Annotated in this window: 18 protein-coding genes; 8 read left to right on the top strand and 10 right to left on the bottom strand. The window is 73.3% G+C overall.

The features are described from left to right. The first annotated feature begins 65 nt into the window (after nucleotides 1-65). Nucleotides 66-866 (top strand): alpha/beta hydrolase, encoded by an 801-nt coding sequence (locus AB0J86_RS29020; protein ID WP_363860838.1) that lies wholly within the window; start codon nucleotides 66-68, stop codon nucleotides 864-866. Between the two features lie 187 nt (nucleotides 867-1,053). Here the strand turns inward: AB0J86_RS29020 and AB0J86_RS29015 are convergent, their stop codons facing one another. From AB0J86_RS29015 to AB0J86_RS29000, 4 genes are all read right to left on the bottom strand, one after another. Then, nucleotides 1,054-2,040, bottom strand: coding sequence for an asparaginase (locus AB0J86_RS29015; RefSeq protein WP_363860809.1), 987 nt, complete (start codon nucleotides 2,038-2,040; stop codon nucleotides 1,054-1,056). Nucleotides 2,041-2,465: 425 nt separating this feature from the next. Continuing rightward, nucleotides 2,466-3,311: a 3-keto-5-aminohexanoate cleavage protein gene (locus AB0J86_RS29010; RefSeq protein WP_363860808.1), complete on the bottom strand. Its 846-nt coding sequence runs from the start codon at nucleotides 3,309-3,311 to the stop codon at nucleotides 2,466-2,468. An 82-nt stretch (nucleotides 3,312-3,393) separates the two neighbouring features. After that, nucleotides 3,394-4,506, bottom strand: coding sequence for a folate-binding protein (locus AB0J86_RS29005; protein ID WP_363860807.1), 1,113 nt, complete (start codon nucleotides 4,504-4,506; stop codon nucleotides 3,394-3,396). Further along, a complete protein-coding gene (locus AB0J86_RS29000; protein ID WP_363860806.1) occupies nucleotides 4,503-4,934 on the bottom strand; it encodes a Fur family transcriptional regulator in 432 nt (143 codons plus the stop codon). The genes AB0J86_RS29005 and AB0J86_RS29000 overlap by 4 nt, the downstream gene beginning before the upstream one ends. A gap of 57 nt (nucleotides 4,935-4,991) precedes the next feature. Between AB0J86_RS29000 and AB0J86_RS28995 the strand changes: the two genes are divergently transcribed. Beyond that, nucleotides 4,992-5,846 (top strand): aminotransferase class IV, encoded by an 855-nt coding sequence (locus AB0J86_RS28995; RefSeq protein ID WP_363860805.1) that lies wholly within the window; start codon nucleotides 4,992-4,994, stop codon nucleotides 5,844-5,846. Between the two features lie 110 nt (nucleotides 5,847-5,956). Here AB0J86_RS28995 and AB0J86_RS28990 read toward each other — a convergent pair whose 3' ends face one another. Both AB0J86_RS28990 and mtfM read right to left on the bottom strand, forming a co-directional pair. Continuing rightward, nucleotides 5,957-6,562, bottom strand: a complete 606-nt coding sequence (locus AB0J86_RS28990) for an FABP family protein (protein WP_363860804.1) — start codon at nucleotides 6,560-6,562, stop codon at nucleotides 5,957-5,959. 138 nt (nucleotides 6,563-6,700) lie between these two features. Beyond that, nucleotides 6,701-6,805 (bottom strand): small membrane protein MtfM, encoded by a 105-nt coding sequence (mtfM, locus tag AB0J86_RS28985; RefSeq protein ID WP_363860803.1) that lies wholly within the window; start codon nucleotides 6,803-6,805, stop codon nucleotides 6,701-6,703. A gap of 14 nt (nucleotides 6,806-6,819) precedes the next feature. On the opposite strand from mtfM, the gene AB0J86_RS28980 reads away from it, so the two are divergent. Then, nucleotides 6,820-7,194, top strand: coding sequence for a DsrE family protein (locus AB0J86_RS28980; protein ID WP_363860801.1), 375 nt, complete (start codon nucleotides 6,820-6,822; stop codon nucleotides 7,192-7,194). A gap of 112 nt (nucleotides 7,195-7,306) precedes the next feature. Here AB0J86_RS28980 and AB0J86_RS28975 read toward each other — a convergent pair whose 3' ends face one another. Both AB0J86_RS28975 and AB0J86_RS28970 read right to left on the bottom strand, forming a co-directional pair. Further along, on the bottom strand, nucleotides 7,307-8,701 hold the full coding sequence (locus AB0J86_RS28975) for a cellulase family glycosylhydrolase (RefSeq protein WP_363860800.1): 1,395 nt from the start codon (nucleotides 8,699-8,701) through the stop codon (nucleotides 7,307-7,309). Next, nucleotides 8,698-9,801, bottom strand: coding sequence for a LacI family DNA-binding transcriptional regulator (locus tag AB0J86_RS28970; protein WP_363860799.1), 1,104 nt, complete (start codon nucleotides 9,799-9,801; stop codon nucleotides 8,698-8,700). The genes AB0J86_RS28975 and AB0J86_RS28970 overlap by 4 nt, the downstream gene beginning before the upstream one ends. Nucleotides 9,802-10,198: 397 nt before the next feature. Here AB0J86_RS28970 and AB0J86_RS28965 point away from each other — a divergent pair, with 397 nt between their 5' ends. Genes AB0J86_RS28965 through AB0J86_RS28950 form a run of 4 tightly spaced genes read left to right on the top strand, consistent with a single transcriptional unit; the run spans nucleotide 10,199 to nucleotide 15,635 of the window. After that, nucleotides 10,199-11,221 (top strand): ABC transporter permease subunit, encoded by a 1,023-nt coding sequence (locus AB0J86_RS28965; RefSeq protein WP_363860798.1) that lies wholly within the window; start codon nucleotides 10,199-10,201, stop codon nucleotides 11,219-11,221. Beyond that, nucleotides 11,214-12,095 (top strand): carbohydrate ABC transporter permease, encoded by an 882-nt coding sequence (locus AB0J86_RS28960; RefSeq protein ID WP_363860797.1) that lies wholly within the window; start codon nucleotides 11,214-11,216, stop codon nucleotides 12,093-12,095. Before AB0J86_RS28965 ends, AB0J86_RS28960 begins: the two co-directional genes overlap by 8 nt. A 40-nt stretch (nucleotides 12,096-12,135) precedes the next feature. Continuing rightward, nucleotides 12,136-13,440 carry an extracellular solute-binding protein gene (locus AB0J86_RS28955; RefSeq protein ID WP_363860796.1) on the top strand — a complete coding sequence of 435 codons (1,305 nt, stop codon included), beginning with the start codon at nucleotides 12,136-12,138 and terminating at the stop codon, nucleotides 13,438-13,440. Beyond that, the gene (locus AB0J86_RS28950; RefSeq protein ID WP_363860795.1) at nucleotides 13,437-15,635 is read left to right on the top strand and encodes a hypothetical protein; all 2,199 of its coding nucleotides are present in this window, start codon (nucleotides 13,437-13,439) and stop codon (nucleotides 15,633-15,635) included. Before AB0J86_RS28955 ends, AB0J86_RS28950 begins: the two co-directional genes overlap by 4 nt. 159 nt (nucleotides 15,636-15,794) lie before the next feature. Here AB0J86_RS28950 and AB0J86_RS28945 read toward each other — a convergent pair whose 3' ends face one another. After that, complete coding sequence (locus tag AB0J86_RS28945) at nucleotides 15,795-16,670, bottom strand: hypothetical protein (RefSeq protein ID WP_363860794.1); 876 nt, start codon at nucleotides 16,668-16,670, stop codon at nucleotides 15,795-15,797. Nucleotides 16,671-16,922: 252 nt separating this feature from the next. On the opposite strand from AB0J86_RS28945, the gene AB0J86_RS28940 reads away from it, so the two are divergent. After that, nucleotides 16,923-18,491 carry an acetolactate synthase large subunit gene (locus tag AB0J86_RS28940; protein ID WP_363860793.1) on the top strand — a complete coding sequence of 523 codons (1,569 nt, stop codon included), beginning with the start codon at nucleotides 16,923-16,925 and terminating at the stop codon, nucleotides 18,489-18,491. Nucleotides 18,492-18,559: 68 nt separating this feature from the next. Here the strand turns inward: AB0J86_RS28940 and AB0J86_RS28935 are convergent, their stop codons facing one another. After that, on the bottom strand, nucleotides 18,560-19,033 hold the full coding sequence (locus tag AB0J86_RS28935) for a winged helix-turn-helix domain-containing protein (RefSeq protein ID WP_363860792.1): 474 nt from the start codon (nucleotides 19,031-19,033) through the stop codon (nucleotides 18,560-18,562). Between the last annotated feature and the right edge of the window lie 470 nt (nucleotides 19,034-19,503).

The following is a 19,503-nucleotide window of genomic DNA, read 5'->3' as shown; positions in this document are numbered from 1 at the left end:
GCAGAACCCGAATCGACGTTCATGTTGCGCTCTCCGCCGCCACTGCGTAACTTCCTGTGGTGCCAATGATCAATGTGAACGGCGCCGCGCTGGCGTACGACGACACCGGCGCGGGAAGCCCGGTCGTCCTGGTGCACGCGGGCATCGCCGACCGCCGGATGTGGCGGGAACAGATCGGCCCGCTCGCCGCCCACCATCGGGTGGTGACCCTCGACCTGCGCGGGTACGGCGACTCCGATCTGCCGACCGGTACCTTCGCCCAGCACGACGACGTCGCCGGCCTCCTCGACGCCCTGGGAATCGAGCGGGCCGCGCTGGTCGGCTGCTCGGTCGGCGGCGCCGTCGCCATCGACGTCGCGCTCGCGCACCCGCACCGGGTCAGCGCGCTGGTGCTGCTCGGGACGACCGTCTCCGGCCACGAGTGGTCCGACGAGACCAACGACCTCTGGGAGAAGGTGATCGGCGACGTCGACGCCGGGGACCTGGACGCCACCGCCGCCGCGGACGTGCGGTTCTGGGTGGTCGGGCCGGACCGGCAACCGACCGACGTGGACCCGGCGCTGCTCGACTTCGCCCGGGAGATGGACCGCCGTACGCTGGCGGCCGAGGCCACCGCCGACAACTTCGCCATGCTGCGGCTCGACCCGCCGGCCATCGGACGACTCGGCGAGATCCGGGTACCGGTGCTGGTCGGAGCCGGCGCGGCCGACGTGCCGGACATCTCCCGGCTGGCCGACCAGATCGCGGCCGAGGTGCCGGTGGCGACCCGGCTGCCGGACGTACCGGACGCGGGGCACCTGCTCCCGCTGGAACGGCCCGCCAGCGTCAACGACGCCCTACTGACCTTCCTCGCCAGCGCGAACTGACGGAGCCCGACACGGGGCGGGGCCTGACACCGGGCGGGGCCTGACACCGGGCGGGGCCTGACACCGGGCGGGGCCCGGCGCGCCGGCGCCGGCACCAGGCCGACGGGCGCGGGCAGGCCCGTCGGCGCGGCCGGAGCCAGGCGGCACGGCCGGGGCCCGCCCGGTCAGGTCGACGGGCTCAGGTGGCTCAGGCCGGCCCCGCCCCGAACAGTGGCAGCGAGCGGACCGCGCCCACCGGCGCGCCGCCACCGGACACCGGCAATGAGGCGAACTCGTCGAGGACCGGCGCGTCCACCCCGAGCCGCCGCAGCGCCGAGACCAGCACCGGAACCCGCCCGCGCGCCCCACCGTCGTCGATCTTGAGGGCCACCGCCCCCACCCCCGGCAGGGCGGCCGCCAGCACGCCCTCCGCGCCGCTCTTCAGCAGCAGCCCCGGCACGCCGGCCATCAGGTGACTGTCGTACGCGTCCGGGCCGGTGCCGGCCACGATCGTCGGGTGCTCGCGCATGGCGTCGGCGACCGTACGCTCGGCCGAGCCGGGCGCGGCCGAGACCAGCCGCAGGAACGACCGCGCGAGCGCGGTCAGCGAGATCGCCAGCACCGGCGCGCCGCAGCCGTCGACCCCGACGGCCGTCACCCGCTCGCCGGCGCACTCCTCGACCGCACCGCGCAACTGCTCCTGGAGCGGGTGTTCCGGCCGCCAGTACCCCTGCACCGGCCAGCCGGCGGCGAGGCAGGTCAGCAGCATGCCCGTGTGCTTGCCCGAGCAGTTCATCTGGACCCGCGCGGGCCCGCCGCCGGCCCGGTACACGGCCGCCCGCGCGTCCTCGGAGAGCGGCATGTCCGGCGGGCAGTGCAGCGCCGACTCGTCCAGTCCGGCGCTGCGCAGCAGGGCGCGTACCCGCTCCAGGTGGAATCCCTCGCCGTGGTGGCTGGCGCAGACCAGCGCGAGGTCCGCCGCGTCCCGCAGGCGCAGGCCGGCCCGGAGCATCCCGATCGCCTGGAGCGGCTTGTTCGACGAGCGGGGGAAGATCGCCGATTCGACGTCGCCGCTCGCCTCCAGCACCGCCCCGGCCCCGTCGAGCAGCACCACCGAGCCGCGGTGGAGGCTCTCCACGAAGCCGGACCGGACGACCTCGGCCAGCGGTACCCCGCCCCGGTAGTTGTCGTTCATGGCGTGGACCGTACCGGCCCGGTCCCGGCTCCCCGGGGCGACCCTCCGCCCGGCGGTGATCGTTCCGGCGAGAACCCTGCGTGATCGAGTCGTAGATCACATTGGAGCCGGCATGGCGCTCTCTGACCCTGGACCAGGGCCGATCGGGCCCCTGGGGGGACGAGATGGGCGAGCAGAGAGCGTCACCGCACGTAACCATCCGGGAGCTGACGCGGGGCGACGTGGGGGCCGCCGTCGCGCTGCTGATGGCGGCGAGCCGCTTCGACGACCGGTACCGGCTGGTCGACCGGCTGCGCGCGGCCGAGCCGGAGGGGACGACGTACGCGCCGGTGGCCGAGCGGGGCGGGGAGATCGTCGGGGCGGTCAAGCTGCCGGCCACGGCGACCGGGCGGCCGGGGCGCGGGCCGGCCCGGTCCGGGCGGCGGTTACGCGGCGGCGCGGGGCGGGATGCCGAGCAGCTTCCGGGCCTCGTCTGGGCGCAGCGGGGTCCGCTGGGCGAGTTGGGCGAAGCCGACCGCGCGTGCCACCAGCTGCATGTTCGAGTCGACCGGGCGTCCCTTCGCGTACGTGACGGTGTCCTCCATGCCGACCCGCAGGTGCCCGCCGGCGGAGAGCGACGCGAGCAGCACCGGGATCGTGCTGCGCCCGATGCCGGTCGCCGAGAAGGTCGTCCCCTCGGGCAGGTCCCGCAGCGCCTGCGCGCAGGCGACCAGCGCCGGGGTGGTACCGGGCATGCCCCCGGGTACGCCCATCACGAAGTCGACGTGCACGTGCCCGCCGGCCGGCAGGCCGTACCGGTCGAGCAGCCGTTGCAGCGCGGTCAGGTGACCGAGGTCGAAGATCTCGTACTCGGGGACGATCCCGCGCTCCTGCATCCGGCCGTGCAGGTCGACGATGAACTCCCAGCGGTTGAGGAAGACGTCGTCGCCGAAGTTGACCGTGCCCATCGTGCAGGAGGCCATCTCCGGGGCCGCCTCCAGCACCGCGAGCCGGTCCGCCTCCGGGTCGGTCACCGCGCCACCGGTGGAGAGCTGCACCACCAGGTCGGTGTTCTCGCGCAGCGCCGCCACGGTGTCGCGCAGCCGGCCCAGGTCGAGGGTGGGACGGGCCTGGTCGTCCCGGATGTGTACGTGGATCACGGCGGCGCCGAGCGCCTCGCACTCCTTCGCGGTCGTCACCAGCTCGTTTAGGGTGACCGGCAGCGCCGGTACCTCGGCCTTCGTCGACTCCGCCCCGGTCGGGGCAACCGTGATCAACGTCCCTGTCGCCATGCCGGCGATGGTAGACCGTGCGCCGTCACCGGTACCGCACGGCCTGAACGACGAATCAGGACCGGCCCGCGGTCAGCGGGGGTCAGGCCGGGTCGATGGCCGCCGCGGCGCCGCCGACCAGCAGCCGCGCGTCGTCGGGGACCGAGCGCTTGACCACGGCCAGCGCGACCTGGCCCAGCTCGAAGTGGCGCACGGCGGTACCGACGAAGCCCACCGCCCGGCCGTCCAGGGTCACCGGCTCGCCGACCGCCGGCAGCTCGTCGCTGGTGACGCCGTCCAGATGCAGCAGCACGAGCCGGCGCGGCGGCTTACCCAGGTTGTGCACCCGGGCCACCGTCTCCTGGCCGCGGTAGCAGCCCTTGTCCAGGTGCACGGCCGGGGCGATCAGGTCCACCTCGGCCGGGATGGTGCGGTGGTCGGTCTCGAAGCCGACCCGGGCCCGCCGGGCGGCCACCCGGACCGCCTCGTACGCCCAGAGCCCGGCCGGCCGTACGTCCGCCGCGGTCAGCTCGCCGACCACCCGGTCCAGCTCCGGCCGGGGCACCAGCAGGTCCACGCCGAGCGGCGCCCGTCGCGCCCAGCCGCCCCCGGCCAGCGGGCGCACGTCGTACCGGCTGGTGGAGTGCGGTGGGACGGACCCGGCGGCGAACTTGGGACCCGGCACCGGCACCGTCTCCGGCTCGGCCAGCCCCGCGACGCCGAGCGCGCCGGCCGCCTCGGTCGCGCGCGGCCCGACCAGCGAGAGGAGCGCCCAGTCGGCGGTGACGTCGCGCGGGTCGACCCGGCTGAAGAAGCGCATCTTCTCCAGGTAGGTGAGCAGGTCGGCGGTGCTCGCCGGCTCGGTGTCGAGCCAGGTGGTCCCGCCGTCCTCGGCGACCATGGCGTGCTGCTCGACGTGCCCGTGCGGGGAGAGGACCAGCAGCTCGGTCCCCTGCCCGGCGCGCAGGTCGGCAAGGTACTGGCTGGTCAGCGTGTGCAGCCAGCCGATCCGTTCCTCGCCCGGCACGGCGATCACCCCGCGGTGGGAGCGGTCCACCAGCCCGACCTCGGTAGCGAGCAGCCGCTGCTCGCGCATCGGGTCGCCGTAGTGCGCCGCCACGCCGCGCACCCCGGCGGCGGCGTGCTCCGGGGCCGGCCGGTCCGGCGACTCCTCGTCCAGGTCCGTCACGGCCACCGCGCCCGGGATGTCGATCATGCTTGCTCCCCACACTCGCCGCAGTCGCGGCAGACGCCGAAAAGGGCCACGTGCCCGATGTCCACCAGGAACCCGCGCTCGTCGGCGAGCCGGTCGGCCAGCGGCTGGAGCAGCTGCGGATCCATCTCGTCGACCGTTCCGCAGTTGCGGCAAACCAGGTGCACGTGCTGGTGCTCACCCGCCGCGTGGTACGTGGGAGAACCGTGCGACAGGTGCGTATGGGTAACCAGGCCGAGCCGCTCCAGCAATTCCAGGGTGCGGTAGATAGTGGTGATGTTCACTCCGGCCGCGACCTCGCGCACCGCGCTGTGCACCTGCTCCGGCGTGGCGTGCTCCAGGTCGAGCACGGCCTGCAGGATCAGCTGCCGCTGCGCGGTGAGCCGCAGCCCGCGCGAGCGGAGCAGTTCGGCCAGGGATGAATCCGACACCGCCCGATAATAGTGCGCCCGGGTCGCCCCGGCCCCCGCCGGTTACGCTCTGGAGCCATGTCGGGACGAAAGATCGTCGCCGTGGCGGGTCGCGGCCCGGTCCCGCCCGGTACACCGGTACTGCGCGCCGACGACACCGGCGTGCTGCACGGGGACGGGCTCTTCGAGACCATGCACGTCCGCGACGGCCGGCCCTGGCTGCTCGACGAGCACCTGGCGCGGCTGGCCCGCTCCGCCGCCACCGTCGAGCTGCCGCTACCGGCCGTGACGGAGCTGACCGAGCTGGTCGAGAGCGCCTGCGCGGGCTGGCCGGCCGAGACCGAGGGGGCGTTGCGGCTGGTCTGCACCCGGGGCCCGGAGGGCGGCGGCCCGACCACCGTCTTCGCCACCCTGTCGGAGGTGACGCCCGGGTTGCGGCGCGCCCGCCGCGCCGGCATCTCGGTCGCCACGCTGCCGCTCGGCGTCTCGGCCGCCGCGCGGGCCGGTGCGTCGTGGCTGCTCGCCGGGGTCAAGTCCACCTCGTACGGGGTGAGCCTCGCCGCCCGGCGCTGGGCGGCGAGGCACGGGGTGGACGACGTGCTCTGGACCTCGACCGAGGGGTACGCCCTGGAGGGGCCCTCGGCGAGCGTGGTCTGGCTGGACGGCTCGACGCTGGCGACCGTACCGGCGGAGCGCACCGGCATCCTGCCCGGCGTGACCGCCCGCTGGCTGCTCGACCACGCCGACGCGCTGGGCCTCACCGCCGCCGAGCGGCTGGTCACCCCGGCCGAGTTGGCCGGCGCCTCCGGCGGGGTCTGGTTCACCTCGTCGGTACGGGGACTGGCCGAGGTCCGGTCCCTGGACGGGGTGCACCGCCCCGCGTCGCCGCACACCGACGCCCTGCTCGACCTGCTCGGCTTCCCGAGCCGGTGACCGGCCCGGAGTTGTGGCGGCTGGGGCCCGCCGTGCCCGGCGAAGATCTCAGACCTGACGGGCTGAGCCGGGTATGGCGGGTCCCGGCCAAAGCGGTGACCGCCCCCGGGTCAGCCGCCGACGCGGATCAGGCGGGCGGAGAGGTGCGGCGTGAGCGGCTGCCCGACCGCGGCCATGTCCTGGGCGTAGAGCAGCGCGCCCTCGACGATGCCGAAGAGCCGGTGCCCGGCCGTGACCTCCTTGGCGGTGGCGGTACGCATCACCGCGTCGGTGACCAGCTCGACCCGGGTACCGCTGACCTTGCCGAGGTACAGCTCCATCACCCCGGTCGGGCTCATCATCAGCGCCTCCAGCTCGTCGGTCGGCCGGTCCCCGGCCAGCACCGGCCGCCACCAGCCGACCTCGCGGCCGGCCGGCCGGATCGGCCTGCCCTCCTCGTCGATCAGCCAGGCGCGCGACTCGTAGTAGAGGAACGGCCGCCCGTCGTGGGTGATCCGGATTTCCTGCGCGTAGTCGAAGTCCTCGATCGTCGGATAGCCGCCCCGGCCCCGGCCCCGCCACGCGCCGATGTACGGCAGCAGGTCGCGCAGCGCGGGGTGCAGCTTCGGGCCGGTGCGCAGGTCGTACGTCTCCTCGAACGGGTACGGCTCGACCGGCGGAGCGTTCAGCCACGGCGGCTGCAGCGGGTTCTCGCTCGACTGGCTGCTCGTGCTCACTCGTGTACTGCCTTTCGTTTCGCGACTGTGGCCGGCCCCGCCGCGCGCTCCCGTTGGCGGCGATCCGACTGCTCGGCACGGCGACGCGTCCACCGGTTCTACCAGGTCCCGGCGCCCGCACCGGCATCCGGCGTGTTCCTACCAGCGTCCCCGCGCGATGCGTACGGCCAGGTAGACCAGGCCACCGGCAAGCGCGCCGAACCCCGCCACCAGCAGGCTGACGAACCCAATCTCGGTAACCATGACAACGAGATCTTATGCTGACCGGTATGGCTCGCACTCTGGTCGTCAAGGCCACGGCGGGCGCGGACGCTCCCGAGCGCTGCGCCCAGGCGTTCACGGTGGCGGCGACGGCGGTCGCCTCCGGCGTCGACGTCTCGCTCTGGCTCACCGGCGAGTCGAGCTGGTTCGCGCTGCCGGGCCGGGCCCAGGAGTTCGAGCTGCCGCACTCGGCGCCGCTGGCGGAGCTGCTGCACGTCATCCTCACCAGCGGTCGGGTCACCGTCTGCACCCAGTGCGCCGCGCGCCGGGAGATCGGCGAGTCGGACGTGCTGCCGGGCGTACGGATCGCCGGCGCGGCGGTCTTCGTCGAGGAGGCGATGGCCGAGGGGGCCCAGGCGCTGGTCTACTGACCCGCCGCCGGGCCGCGCCCGGACCGCCGCGGACCGCACCCGCCGCGCTGGAGCGCGCCCGGACCGCCGGGTGCCGCGCGCGCGTTTCGCGGCGCGGCGCGGCGTTCCCCGCTCAGCTGCTTCGAGCCTGGTGTTCCCGCAGCGCGTCGGCCAGCCCCTCCCGCCGCACGCACCGGTCGAAGGCGAAGGACCCGGCCAGCGTCTCGGCCTCCGCCGGGGTCACCCCGGCGAAGCAGCGCCCGAAGTCCTCGACCAGCGGCTCGGCCAGCAGGATGTTGCGGACCAGCAGGTTGATCCAGGCCCGACGGCCCCAGGGGAACGGGTCGAACCCCGGGAACTCCTTGTCGAACAGTTCGTCGATGGGGTCGAGGATGTGGCGTACGTGGGTGTCGGTCCCGCCCCACGAGTCCGCGCCGAGCCGGATCTTCTTCTCCAGCGCCGGGGCGATCCGGCGCAGGTAGGGGCTGTCCGCGGCGGCGTGCACCAGCCCCTGGAGCCCGATGTCCTTGTACGTCCACAGCGCCCAGCTCGCCCCGTGCTCGCGGTAGATGTCGAGCTGGTCGCGGAGCAGCCGGTACCGGGCCCGGTCGCGCTCGGGTTCGCCGGTGTAGACCGGGCCGAACTCGCCGATCCAGATCGGCGTACCGGTGCGGCGCATGAACTCGGTACGCCGCAGGAAGGTTCGCTCGACCACCGCGCGGTCGAAGTACTCGCCCCGGGTGACGCCGGGGTACTCGCTGCCGACCGCGATCCCCGGCAACGCGTAGTCGTGGGCGGTGTACACGGTGTTCGGGTACGGCTCGGTGAAGGCGGAGAAGTCGGTGGAGTAGCGGTTGCCGTCGAGGAAGAGGATGTGCCGGTCGTCGACGGCCCGGATGGCCGCCTCCAGCCGGTCGTAGAACGGGCCGATCACCTCTCCGGTCGGGTCGCCCGGCTCGTTGACCGGGTTGTAGCCGGCGACGGCCGGGTTGTCCCGGTACCGCTGCGCCAGCGCCTCCCACAGGTGCACCACCCGGTCCTGGAAGTGCCGGTGCTGCCAGAACATCGCCCAGTGCGTCGGGTTGTCGCTGTGCCAGTTCTGGTTCTGGGCGCCCGGCACCGCGTGCAGGTCGAGGATCGTGTAGAGCCCCGCCCGGGCGCAGATCTCGACGACCCGGTCCAACCGGCGGAAGCCCTCCTCCTTGAGTTCGAACGGCCGGTCGTCGTCCTCGAAGTGGCGGTAGTTGAAGGGGACGCGTACCGAGTTGAGGCCGAGCGAGGCGAGGTACTCGACGTCCGCGGTGTCGAAGAAGTCTGTCAGGAACCGGTCGAAGAACCGGTGATAGCCCTCGTCGCCGAGCACCCGGCGCAGCTGGGCGCGGTGCAGCGACTCGGTGGCCGGGTAGCCGGTGATGAAGTTCTCCATGTTCATCCAGCCGCCCAGGCCGATGCCGGCGAGGACGACGGTACGGCCGGAGCCGTCCACCAGCCGGTCGCCGTCGGTACGGAGCCAGTCCAGGCCGTTCATCGTGCCTCCTTGCCTCGCCCGGTCGGGGCCGGACCGGTGCTGTCCCGGACGATGAGCCGCGGCTGGAAGTGCACGTTGTGCCCCGGTGGCTCGCCGCTCATCAGTGCCCACAGCCGGTCCCAGGCCTGCCGGCCCAGCTCGTTGCGGGGAATCGACGCCGTGGTCAACGGCGGGGTGGTGTAACGGGCGAACGGGATGTCGTCGAAGCCGGCGATGGAGATCTCGTCCGGCACGCCGATCCCGAGTTCGTGCAGGCCGCTCAGCACGCCGAAGGCGACCATGTCGTTGTAGGCGACGACCGCGCTGGCGCCGGTGGCGACCACCGCCCGGGCCACGGCGTGCCCGTCCTCGAAGGTGGCGCCGCAGGCCATCTCGGTCAGCTCGAAGCGCGGGCCGGACCCGGCGGCCAGGTGCAGCGCCGCGAGGCGGTCCCGGTTGGAGGTGCTCGCCTCGGGCCCGGCCAGGTAGGCCAGGTGCCGGTGTCCGAGCGCGCGCAGGTGGGTCACGATCGCCCGGATGCCGGCCGCGTAGTCGACGGAGAGCGAGGGCAGGGCCACCCCGGGGATCTCCCGGTTGAGCAGGACGAGCGGGGCGAGCCGCTCGCCGAGCGCCCGCAGCTCCGCGTCGGGCAGCCGCGGGGCCGCGAGGACCAGCGCGTCCGAGCGGCGGCGGGCCTCGACCGCCAGGATCGACTCCTCGCCGGCGTTCTCGTTGGACTCGGCCACCAGCAGCCGGTAGCCGCGCGCCGCCGCGGCGTGGCTCAGCCCCCTGAGCACGTCCTGGAACATCGGATTGGACAGGTCCGGCACGATCAGCGAGACCGTGCTGGTACGCCCCAGCGCGAGGCTGCGGGCGACGAGGCTCGGTTCGTAGTTCAGCGCCTCGGCGGCGGCCCGGACCCGGGCGGCCAGCTCCGGGGCGACGGTGGGGCTGCCGTTCATCACCCGGGAGACGGTCGCGCGCGAGACGCCGGCCGCGTCCGCGACCCGGCCGATGGTGGCCCCGCCCCGGTCCCGACGCCGGCCACCCCGGCGGGCCGGTCTCAGGTGCGCCGGCCCGGACTCCTCCTCGCGTCGAAGACCGTCAGCGCCCACGCTCATCTCGACTCTCCCATGCACGCCGCGGACGCCGTCCGTACGGCATCGACCGCGACGGTTCTCGCCGACCGGTCCGCCCGGCCGCCGGCGGCCGAACCGAACGGCTCCCACCTGCGGATCCTGCTCCCGACCGGGTCGACCTGACCCCCGGTGGGGGCCGACGCGGCAACCGTCGCCGGATCAAGATACCGGTTACCGGAACGGCTCAGCAATCGGTTTCTCGATCTTGTTTCCGCGACCGACGGTGCCGCGTTTACGCAGGTGGTCAGCGCTCATAGAGATCATTGACAGGGCATGACGCCTCTGTTAGAAACTGGTTACTCAGCCCCCGGGTGAGGGCCCTGCGGCACGACGGGCAAACGTTGAGGCCCCACTCCTGAGCGATTCCGAAGGGTGCCGGATGAGTAATCGCAGCGGCGCACGTTCACCCACACCACCCCCGCGGCCGGCGACCGAGCCGGCCACGGTCCCGCCGGGCGGCACGGCCCTGGCCCTCGCCGGGCCGGGCATGCCCGGACCCGCACCGGCCACACGCGCGCGGACCCGGGCGTCGGTGCGGCGGGACCGGGCGGCCTACGCCTTCCTGACCCCGTGGTTCATCGGGATGGTCCTGTTCACCATCGGACCGATCCTCGCCTCCCTCTACCTCTCCTTCACCGACTACACGATGATCACCCCGCCGCGCTGGCTGGGGCTGGAGAACTACACCCGCATGCTGGACGATCCCCGGCTGCACAAGTCGCTGATCGTCACCTTCGAGTACGTCTTCGTCTCGGTACCGCTGCAACTGGTCCTCGCCCTGGCGCTGGCCATGCTGCTCAACCGGGGCGTACGCGGACTGAGCATCTACCGCTCCGTCTACTACCTACCGTCGCTGCTGGCGGGCAGCGTCTCGATCGCGATCCTGTGGCGACAGATCTTCGGCAGCGACGGTCTGATCAACCAGCTGCTCGGCCTCGTCGGGATCCACGGGGTCAGCTGGGTCGCCCATCCGGACTTCGCCCTGGGCACGCTCGTCCTGCTCAACGCCTGGACGTTCGGCGCACCGATGGTGATCTTCCTGGCCGGGCTGCGGCAGATACCGACCTCGTACTACGAGGCCGCCTCGGTCGACGGCGCCGGACCGGTCTCGCAGTTCTTCCGGATCACCCTGCCGCTCCTCTCACCGATCATCTTCTTCAACCTGATCCTCCAGATGATCGGCGCGTTCCAGAGCTTCACGCAGGCCTTCGTGGTCAGCGGCGGCACCGGTGGGCCGGCCGACTCGACCCTGCTCTACACGCTGTACCTCTACGATCGCGGTTTCGGCTCGTTCGACATGGGCTACGCGTCCGCCATGGCCTGGACGCTGCTGCTCATCATCGCCGTCTTCACCGGGATCAACTTCCTCTTCGCCAGGAAGTGGGTGTTCTACGGTGACTGACCTGACGACGAGCCCGACCACGGCCCCGGAGGTCGCCGGTCGCGCCGGCCGGCTGCCCTGGCGGGTGTCGAAGCACGTGCTGCTGATCGCCTTCGGCGTGGTGATGCTCTACCCGCTGCTCTGGATGGTCTCCAGCTCGTTCAAGCCGAGCGACGAGATCTTCCGGGACCCGTCGATCTGGCCGAACCGGTTCGACCTGGGCAACTACGCCGGCGGCTGGACCGCGCTGCGGTACCCGTTCGAGCGGTACCTGTGGAACTCGGCGGTGATCGCGGTACTCGCCATCGTCGGCAACCTGCTCTCCTGCTCGCTGGCGGCGTACGCCTTCGCCCGGCTCGAATTCCGCGGCCGGAAGATCTTCTTCGCGGCCATGCTGGGGACCATGATGCTGCCGATCCACGTACTGATCGTCCCGCAGTACGTGCTCTTCTCGCAGCTCGGCTGGATCAACACGTACCTGCCGCTGGTCGTACCGAAGTTCCTCGCGCACGACGCGTTCTTCATCTTCCTGATGGTGCAGTTCATCCGATCACTGCCCCGGGAACTGGACGAGGCGGCCCGGATGGACGGCTGCGGGCACTTCCGGATCTACTGGCGGATCATCATGCCGCTCTCGGTACCGGCCCTGGCCACGTCGGCGCTCTTCACCTTCATCTGGACCTGGAACGACTTCTTCAGCCAGCTGATCTTCCTCACCAACCCGGAGCTCTACACCGTGCCGGTGGCCCTGCGGTCCTTCATCGACGGTCAGGGACAGAGCGCCTGGGGACAGCTCTTCGCCATGTCCATCGTCGGTCTGGCCCCGATCTTCGGGTTCTTCCTCGCGGGCCAGCGCTACCTCACGCAGGGGCTGGCAACGACGGGCCTCAAATGAATCGTTTCACCCCCACCCACCCCCACGGAAGGACACCCCCGTGACCCCCAGATATCTCAGACCGGGCCGCGCGGCCGCCATCTGCCTCGCCGCCGTCACCCTGCTCGCCGCCGCCGCCGGCTGCGGCGGCGACTCCGGCGGCAAGGACGGTACGGTCCAACTGCGCTTCTCCTGGTGGGGCAACAACGACCGGGCCGCCGCCACCCAGAAGGTGATCGAGGCGTTCCAGGCGCAGAACCCCGGCATCAAGGTCGCCGGCGAGACGGCCGACTTCAACGCGTACTTCGACAAGCTCGCCACCCAGACCGCGGCGAACGACGCGCCGGACGTCATCACCCTCGGCGGGGCCTACCCGCAGGAGTACGGCGCCCGGGGCGCGCTGCTGGACCTCTCCCGCGTCAGCGGCGAGCTGAGGACCGACCAGATCGACGGCGCGGCCCTGGGCAACGGGAAGTTCGGCGGCAAGCAGTACGGCGTGCCGACCGGCGTCAACACGTTCGGCGTCGTGGTCGACCCGGTGGTCTTCGAGAAGGCGAACGTCCCGCTCCCCGACGACAACGCCTGGACCTGGGCCGACTTCGTCGAGATCGCGAAGAAGGTCGCCGCCGGCTCCCCCAAGGGCACGTACGGCGTCGCCGACCCGAGCCGGCCCGACGCGCTGGACCTCTACTCCCGCCAGCGCAGCGAGGGCCTCTACACCCCGGACGGCAAGGTCGGCATCAGCAAGCAGACCCTCACCGACTGGTTCACCATGACCACCGCGCTGCGCGACTCGGGTGCCGCCCCGCCGGCCTCACTCACCTCCGAGCTGGCCGGCCAGCCGGCGCCGGAGCAGACGCTGGTCGGACGCGGCCTGGCCGGAATGCAGATCGACTGGAGCAACCAGCTCAGCGCGCTGCGCAAGGCGTCCGGGCACCCGCTCAAGCTGCTGCGGGCCCCCGGCGAGAACGCCGGCAAGCAGCCCGGCATGTGGCTCCAAGCCTCGCAACTCTACACCATCAGCTCGCGGAGCAAGCACCCGAAGGAGGCGGCCAAGCTGGTCGACTTCCTGGTCAACAGCCCCGAGGCCGGCAAAATCATCCTCACCGACCGCGGCATCCCGGCGAACGCCCAGGTGCGTACCGCCATCGAGCCCACCCTGACGCCGGACCAGACCGAACAGGTGCAGTTCATCGCCAAGGTCACCGAGAAGGCGGGGCCGCCGCTGGTGATCGGCCCGGCCGGCTCCACCGACAGCGTGAAGATCCTCCAGCGCGTCAACGCCGAGGTCCTGTTCAACCGGGAATCGCCGGCCAAGGGCGCCGAGGACTTCATCGACCAGCTCCAGGCTGCGATCAAGAAGTGATCGGAGCGGTACCCGGGCGCGGGCTCGACCGGAGGGCACTCGTCGCGCGGCACGCGGTCGAGGTGACCGGGGTCGAGCCCGCGTCCCCGCTCTCCGTGGGCAACGGAGAGTTCTGCTACACGGTCGACCTGACCGGCCTGCAGACCTTCCCGGAGCGCTACCCGGTCGCCGACCACACCGGGGCCGGCGCCGGCACGCTGCTCGGCACCCAGTCGCAGTGGGGTTGGCACAGCACGCCCGGCGGCGAGCGGTACGACCTGGCGCAGACCCGCCGGGACTACGACACCCCCCGCGGCCCGGTCCCGTACGTGGACATGCTCGGTGAGCTGTCGGCGACCTCCGAGGCGCCGGGCTCCGGGGCCGAGTCCTGGCTGCGCAACAACCCGCACCGGCTCGACCTCGGCCGGATCGGCCTGGTGCTCGACGCCGGCACGGCGCCGCGCCCGCCGGCCCCGGACGAGATCGGCGAGCCGCACCAGCGGCTGGACCTCTGGACCGGCGTGATCGAGAGCCGGTTCCGGCTGCGCGGCGAGCCGGTCCGGGTGACCACCGTCTGCCACCCCGAGCGGGACGCCGTGGCGGTACGGATCGAGTCCGCGCTGCTCACCTCGGCCGGGCTCGCGGTACGGATCGCCTTTCCGTACGGGTCGGAGGGGTGGAGCAACCCGGCGGACTGGTCCCGCCCCGGGGCGCACTCGTCGGTGCTGGCGCCCGCCGGGCCGGGGTACACGGTCGAGCGGGTGCTCGACGACACGACGTACGGGGTCGGGCTGCGCGCCACCCCCGACGCCGAGGTGACCCGGACCGGACCGCACGAGTTCGTCGTCACCTCCGGCGGGCCGCTGCTCGAACTGGTGGTCGGGTTCGCCCCCGGCCCGGTCCGCGCCGGCGCGCCGGCCGTCCTCGGCCCGCCGAGCTACCCGGCGACGCGGGCGGCGTCGGAGCGGCACTGGGCCGAGTTCTGGACCGGCGGCGGCGCCGTCGAGCTGGCCGACAGCCACGACCCGCGCGCACCCGAGCTGGAGCGGCGCATCGTGCTCTCGCAGTTCCTGACCGCCATCCACTGCGCGGGCTCGCTGCCGCCGCAGGAGACCGGTCTGATGGTCAACAGCTGGCGCGGCCGTTTCCACCTGGAGATGTCCTGGTGGCACGGTGCGCACTTCCCGCTCTGGGGCCGGCCGGCCCTGCTGGAGCGGAGCCTCGGCTGGTACGCCTCGATCCTGCCCCGGGCCCGCGAGACCGCCCGCGAGCAGGGGTACGAGGGCGCGCGCTGGCCCAAGCAGGTCGGCCCGGACGGCCGGGAGAGCCCGAGCACGATCGGCACCTTCCTGATCTGGCAGCAGCCGCACCCGATCTTCCTGGCCGAGCTGGTCCGCCGCGCGACCGGCGCCGCCGACGTCCTGGAGCGGTACGCCGACGTGGTGCTCCAGTCCGCCACGTTCATGGCCGACTTCGCGGTACGGACCGACCGGGGCTACCAGCTCGGTCCGCCGCTGGTGCCGGCCCAGGAGTCGTACGCCGGGCAGCGGGCCACGCTGACGAACCCGACGTTCGAGCTGGCGTACTGGGCCTGGGCGCTCGGCGTGGCGCAGCGCTGGCGGGAACTGCTCGGGCTCGCCCCGGAACCGCTCTGGGCGGCGGTCGCGGAGAACCTGGTCCGGCCGCACGTCCGGGACGGGGTCTACACCGCGATCGACACGCCGCCGTACACGGTGCCCGAGGACCATCCCTCGATGCTCTACGCCCTGGGGGTCGTACCGCCGACCGGCCTCGTCGACCCGGAGATCATGCGGGCGACCCTGCGGCGGGTGCTGGCCGAGTGGAACTGGGAGAGCACCTGGGGCTGGGACTATCCCGCGATGGCGATGACCGCCACCCGGCTGGGCGAGCCGGAACTCGCCCTCGACCTGCTGCTCCTCGACACCCCGAAGAACATCCACCTGCGCAACGGGCACAACCGGCAGACCGCCAACCTGCCGATCTACCTGCCCGGCAACGGCGGGCTGCTCGCGGCGACCGCGCTGATGGTCGCGGGCGCCGACTCCGGCCCGGCCGGCGCGCCCGGATCGCCGGGCGGCAGCGGACCATCGGGCGACACCGGCACGCGCGGCGGCAGCGGCACGCGCGGCGCGCCGGGCTTCCCGGCCGACGGCAGCTGGACCGTCCGGCACGAGGGCCTGCACCCGATGCCGTGAGCCCGGGCCGGCACCCATGCGACGGCCACCCGCGCCCGTGGGGCGCGAGCGCGGGTGGCCGTCCCCCGCTCCTGGAGTGGGCGGCACGCTCGCTCGTGGACCGGTCGGCAGCGGGCGTCGCCCGTGGACCCGTCACCCGTGGACGTCGCGGCGGATTGGTCAGCCGCAGGCGGTGGTGGCGGCCACCCGGATCTCGCCGCCGCCGGCCTCGGCGAGCACGCTGAGCGGCCCGGACCGGTAGGCGTACCGGTCGGGCTCGTCGGTGACCACGACGGCGTCCGGGCCGGCGAGCGGACGCAGCGCCCCGGCGAGCGACCCGGGCGCCGGGGCGCTGCCGGCCAACCGCGCCGTGTACGCCGTACCGCCGCCCGGACAGGGCGCCGTGATCCGCTCCGGGGACGCCCCGGCGGTACCGCCCAGCGCACCGAGGACCCGGCCGGCCGTCCGCTCGACGTCGTAGGTCCCGGCCGGTCCGACGACCCGCGCCTGCGGGGGACCCTCGGGGCGGCAGCCGGTGTCGACGCTCAGGGTGGCGGTGCCCGGTGCGGTGAAACGCCCCTCGACGCCGACGAACTCGCCCGCGTCGGCGCGCAGCCGGGTCTGCTCCCCCGCCCCGCGGGTACCGGCCCGGTAGTCGGCCGGGAGCCGCTCGGCGATCCGCCGCAGCAGCGCGTCGGCGTCCGCCCCGGCGGCCCGCACCACCACGTCCCGCTCCAGGGTCGCGCCCGCCCGTACCGGGGTGACCCGACAGTCCCGCGCCAGGCGCGGGGGCCGCAGCTCGACGACGACGTCCGGATCGGCCGCCGCCGCGGCGGCGAGCGCCCCGACGGCCCGGTCCACCACCGGGGCCGCCTCGGCGAGGTCGCGCTGTTCCCGTACGGTCGGCGCGTCGTGCCGCAGCGAGACGTACGCGAGCACCAGCAGCAGCACCGCCCAGCCGGCGACGGCGACGATCAACCAGCGCTGCCGGGACCGGGCGGGCGATGGGTCGGGCTCCCCGGTCGGGCGCGGGTACGCCGGCGCGTCGGTACTCACGCGGCCCATCGTGGCACGCGCCGTCCCGCCCCTGCCCCTCCCCCGCCCCAGCGTCGCCCCGCCGCCGTCGATCATGGACTTGTGGCGGACGGTTGATCCATCAACGCGGCTTTCGTCCCCGCCACGACTCCATGATCGCCCCCGGAGGGGTAATCGCGGAGGTTCTGGAGCAAATCCGGTCGTACGCCAATAGGCTGCTCGTACGAGTCTTCCGCTGCGCCGGGAGCGCGGGCGCGGAGGGTGGTGGCCGTCATGAACGGAGCGGAATCCCTGTTGCGTACGCTCGCCGACGCGGGCGTCGAGGTCTGCTTCACCAACCCGGGCACCACCGAACTGCACCTGGTCGGCGCGCTGGACGCCGTGCCGCGGCTGCGCGCCGTACTCGGGTTGTTCGAGGGTGTGGTCACCGGCGCCGCGGACGGTTACGCCCGGATCGCCGGCAAGCCCGCGGCGACGCTGCTGCACCTCGGGCCGGGGCTCGGGCACGGCCTGTCGAACCTGCACAACGCGCGCCGCGCCAACTCGCCGATCGTGAACATCGTCGGCGACCACCCGAGCTACCACAAGCCGTACGACCCGCCGCTGGAGTCCGACATCGAGACGGTGGCCCGCTCGCTACGGGGCCCGGTCCGGCGGCCCGAGAACGTCGCCGGGGTCGGCTCGGACGCGATGTCGGCGCTCGCCGAGGCGCTGGAGCCGCCCGGCCAGATCGCCACGCTGATCATGCCGGCGGACGTCTCCTGGTCCGACGGGGCCTCCGCCGACGGCGCCCGGTCCGGGCCGAGCGTGCCGGTCCGGCCCGTGCCGGCGGTCAACCCGGCCGTGGTCGAGCGGATCGCCGGGGCGCTGCGCGGCGGGGAGGAGGCGGCGCTGGTCATCGGCGGTCCGGCGGGCCGGGCCGAGGGGCTGCTCGCGGCGAGCCGGATCGCGGCCGGCACCGGTGCCCGGGTCTTCCTGGAGACCTACTCCAGCCGGCTGGAGCACGGCGCCGGCCTGCCCTCGTTCCCGCGGCTCAGCAACTATCCCGACCAGGTCCTGCGGCAGCTCGACGGGGTCCGGCACGTGGTCGTGGCCGGCACCCCGGTGCCGGTGGCCTTCTTCGCCTATCCCGACCAGCCGAGCTGCCTGGTACCGGCCGAGGCGCAGACGCACGTCCTCGCCGAGGTCGGCCAGGACGCCGTGGGCGCGCTGACCGCGCTCGCCGACCTGCTCGCCCCGGGCCAGGCGCCCGAGCGGGTCGGGCCGGGCCGTCCCGCGATGCCGACCGGCCCGCTCACCGTCGCCACGTGGCCGGCGGTGGTCGGTGCCCTCCTGCCGGAGAACGCGATCGTCGTGGAGGAGACCATCAGCTCCGGCATCGCGCTGCCGGCCGTGACCGCCGGCGCACCCCGCCACGACGTCCTGGCGATGTGCGGCGGCGCGATGGGCGAGGGGATGCCGCTCGCCATCGGGGCCGCCGTCGCCGCGCCGGACCGGCCGGTGATCGCCCTGGAGGCCGAGGGTTGCGCGATCTACACCATCTCGGCGTTGTGGACCCAGGCCCGCGAGGGCCTGGACATCACCAACGTCATCCTCAACAACCACTCCTACGCGATCCTCCGGGACGAGTGGCACCACCTCGGTCCGGGGCCGTCGGACCCGCACACCAATCCGCTGCTCGATCTCTCCGGTCCCGACATCGACTTCGTCGGGCTCGCCCAGGCCTTCGGCGTACCGGGCAGCCGGGCCGGCACCGCCGAGGAGTTCGCCGAGCAGTTCGGCCGGGCGGTCAGCGAGCCCGGCCCGCACCTGATCGAGATCGTCATCCCACCCGTCGCGTAGGACACTTCGCCCGTCGCGTAATACCCCTGCCCGTCGCGTGCGGCACCCGCCCGTCGCGGGGGCGGGGATCAGGCGAGGGCGAGCCGGTAGCCGACGCCGCGCACCGTGTGCACCCGCGGGCCGCCCTCGACCGCGCGCAGCTTGCGGCGCAGCCGCTTCACGGCCGAGTGCAGGATCGACGTGTCACCGAGGTACGCGCCGCCCCAGACCGATCCGAAGAGCCGCTCGTACGTCCAGACCCCGGCCGGCGGCGTGGCCAGCCGGGCCAGCAGTTCCCGCTCCAGCCGGGTCAGCGCCAGCGGCTCGCCGCGCCAGGTGACGACGTGGTCGACGGGGTCGATCGCGAGGTCGCCGAGGTTGACCCGGACCGGCGCCGGCAGTGGGGCCGGCTCGGCGGTCACCGGCTGGGCGAGCATCGCCCGCAGCTCGGTCAGGTCGGCGCAGATCACCACGGTGCCGAAGCCGTCCAGCCGCCGGATCACCCGTTCCCGGACCGCGACGTCGGCGGTGACACAGAACACGAGGGAAACGCCATCGATCACTGCACTCCTCCCCGCAGTTCGGCTGGCATCAGCCAACGCCCTTTGATCGACATAGTCAACAGTCGGGCGGCGCCGGAGAACTGACGGAATTCAGCCCGATTTCTGGCTGAAAACTGCTCGACAACACACATTGTTCATGATGCGAGTCGACTGTGGACCGCCGTCCGGGCCGGCGCTGGGAGCGTTTCCGGTGCTCAGGGCCGGGAATCGGGGCGGCCGGCCGGCGCGGGCGGCGCGAGCACTCCGTAACGGGATTCGGGCAGCGATCCCGCGCTACCGGCCGGTAGCGCCGGGTGCGCAATCGCGACGGTGCGGAATGTACCCGCCGATCAGCTGGGGATGCGTCATCCGGTAGTCGGGTGGCGCTCGTCCGAACTGGCGGCTAACGGCCACCCTCGGCGCGCCGGTCACCACTTCCGGTCAGGCGGCGACCGGCCGGACGGCTGACCTCATTCCGCCCGGTAACTGCC

Origin of the sequence: Micromonospora sp. NPDC049559, assembly GCF_040676675.1 — a bacterium.
Classification (GTDB): Bacteria; Actinomycetota; Actinomycetes; order Mycobacteriales; family Micromonosporaceae; genus JBFAPK01.
Note: the sequence above shows the minus strand (reverse complement) of the source record. Positions and strands in the feature narration are given on the sequence as shown.

Bases quoted from the DNA above. Each gene is read 5' to 3' on its own strand.
- AB0J86_RS29020 (WP_363860838.1), top strand. From the start codon at position 66: ATGATCAATGTGAACGGCGCCGCGCTGGCGTACGACGACACCGGCGCG.
- AB0J86_RS29015 (WP_363860809.1), bottom strand. From the start codon at position 2,040: ATGAACGACAACTACCGGGGCGGGGTACCGCTGGCCGAGGTCGTCCGG.
- AB0J86_RS29010 (WP_363860808.1), bottom strand. From the start codon at position 3,311: ATGGCGACAGGGACGTTGATCACGGTTGCCCCGACCGGGGCGGAGTCG.
- AB0J86_RS29005 (WP_363860807.1), bottom strand. From the start codon at position 4,506: ATGATCGACATCCCGGGCGCGGTGGCCGTGACGGACCTGGACGAGGAG.
- AB0J86_RS28995 (WP_363860805.1), top strand. From the start codon at position 4,992: ATGTCGGGACGAAAGATCGTCGCCGTGGCGGGTCGCGGCCCGGTCCCG.
- mtfM (WP_363860803.1), bottom strand. From the start codon at position 6,805: ATGGTTACCGAGATTGGGTTCGTCAGCCTGCTGGTGGCGGGGTTCGGC.
- AB0J86_RS28980 (WP_363860801.1), top strand. From the start codon at position 6,820: ATGCTGACCGGTATGGCTCGCACTCTGGTCGTCAAGGCCACGGCGGGC.
- AB0J86_RS28975 (WP_363860800.1), bottom strand. From the start codon at position 8,701: ATGAACGGCCTGGACTGGCTCCGTACCGACGGCGACCGGCTGGTGGAC.
- AB0J86_RS28970 (WP_363860799.1), bottom strand. From the start codon at position 9,801: ATGAGCGTGGGCGCTGACGGTCTTCGACGCGAGGAGGAGTCCGGGCCG.
- AB0J86_RS28965 (WP_363860798.1), top strand. From the start codon at position 10,199: ATGAGTAATCGCAGCGGCGCACGTTCACCCACACCACCCCCGCGGCCG.
- AB0J86_RS28940 (WP_363860793.1), top strand. From the start codon at position 16,923: ATGAACGGAGCGGAATCCCTGTTGCGTACGCTCGCCGACGCGGGCGTC.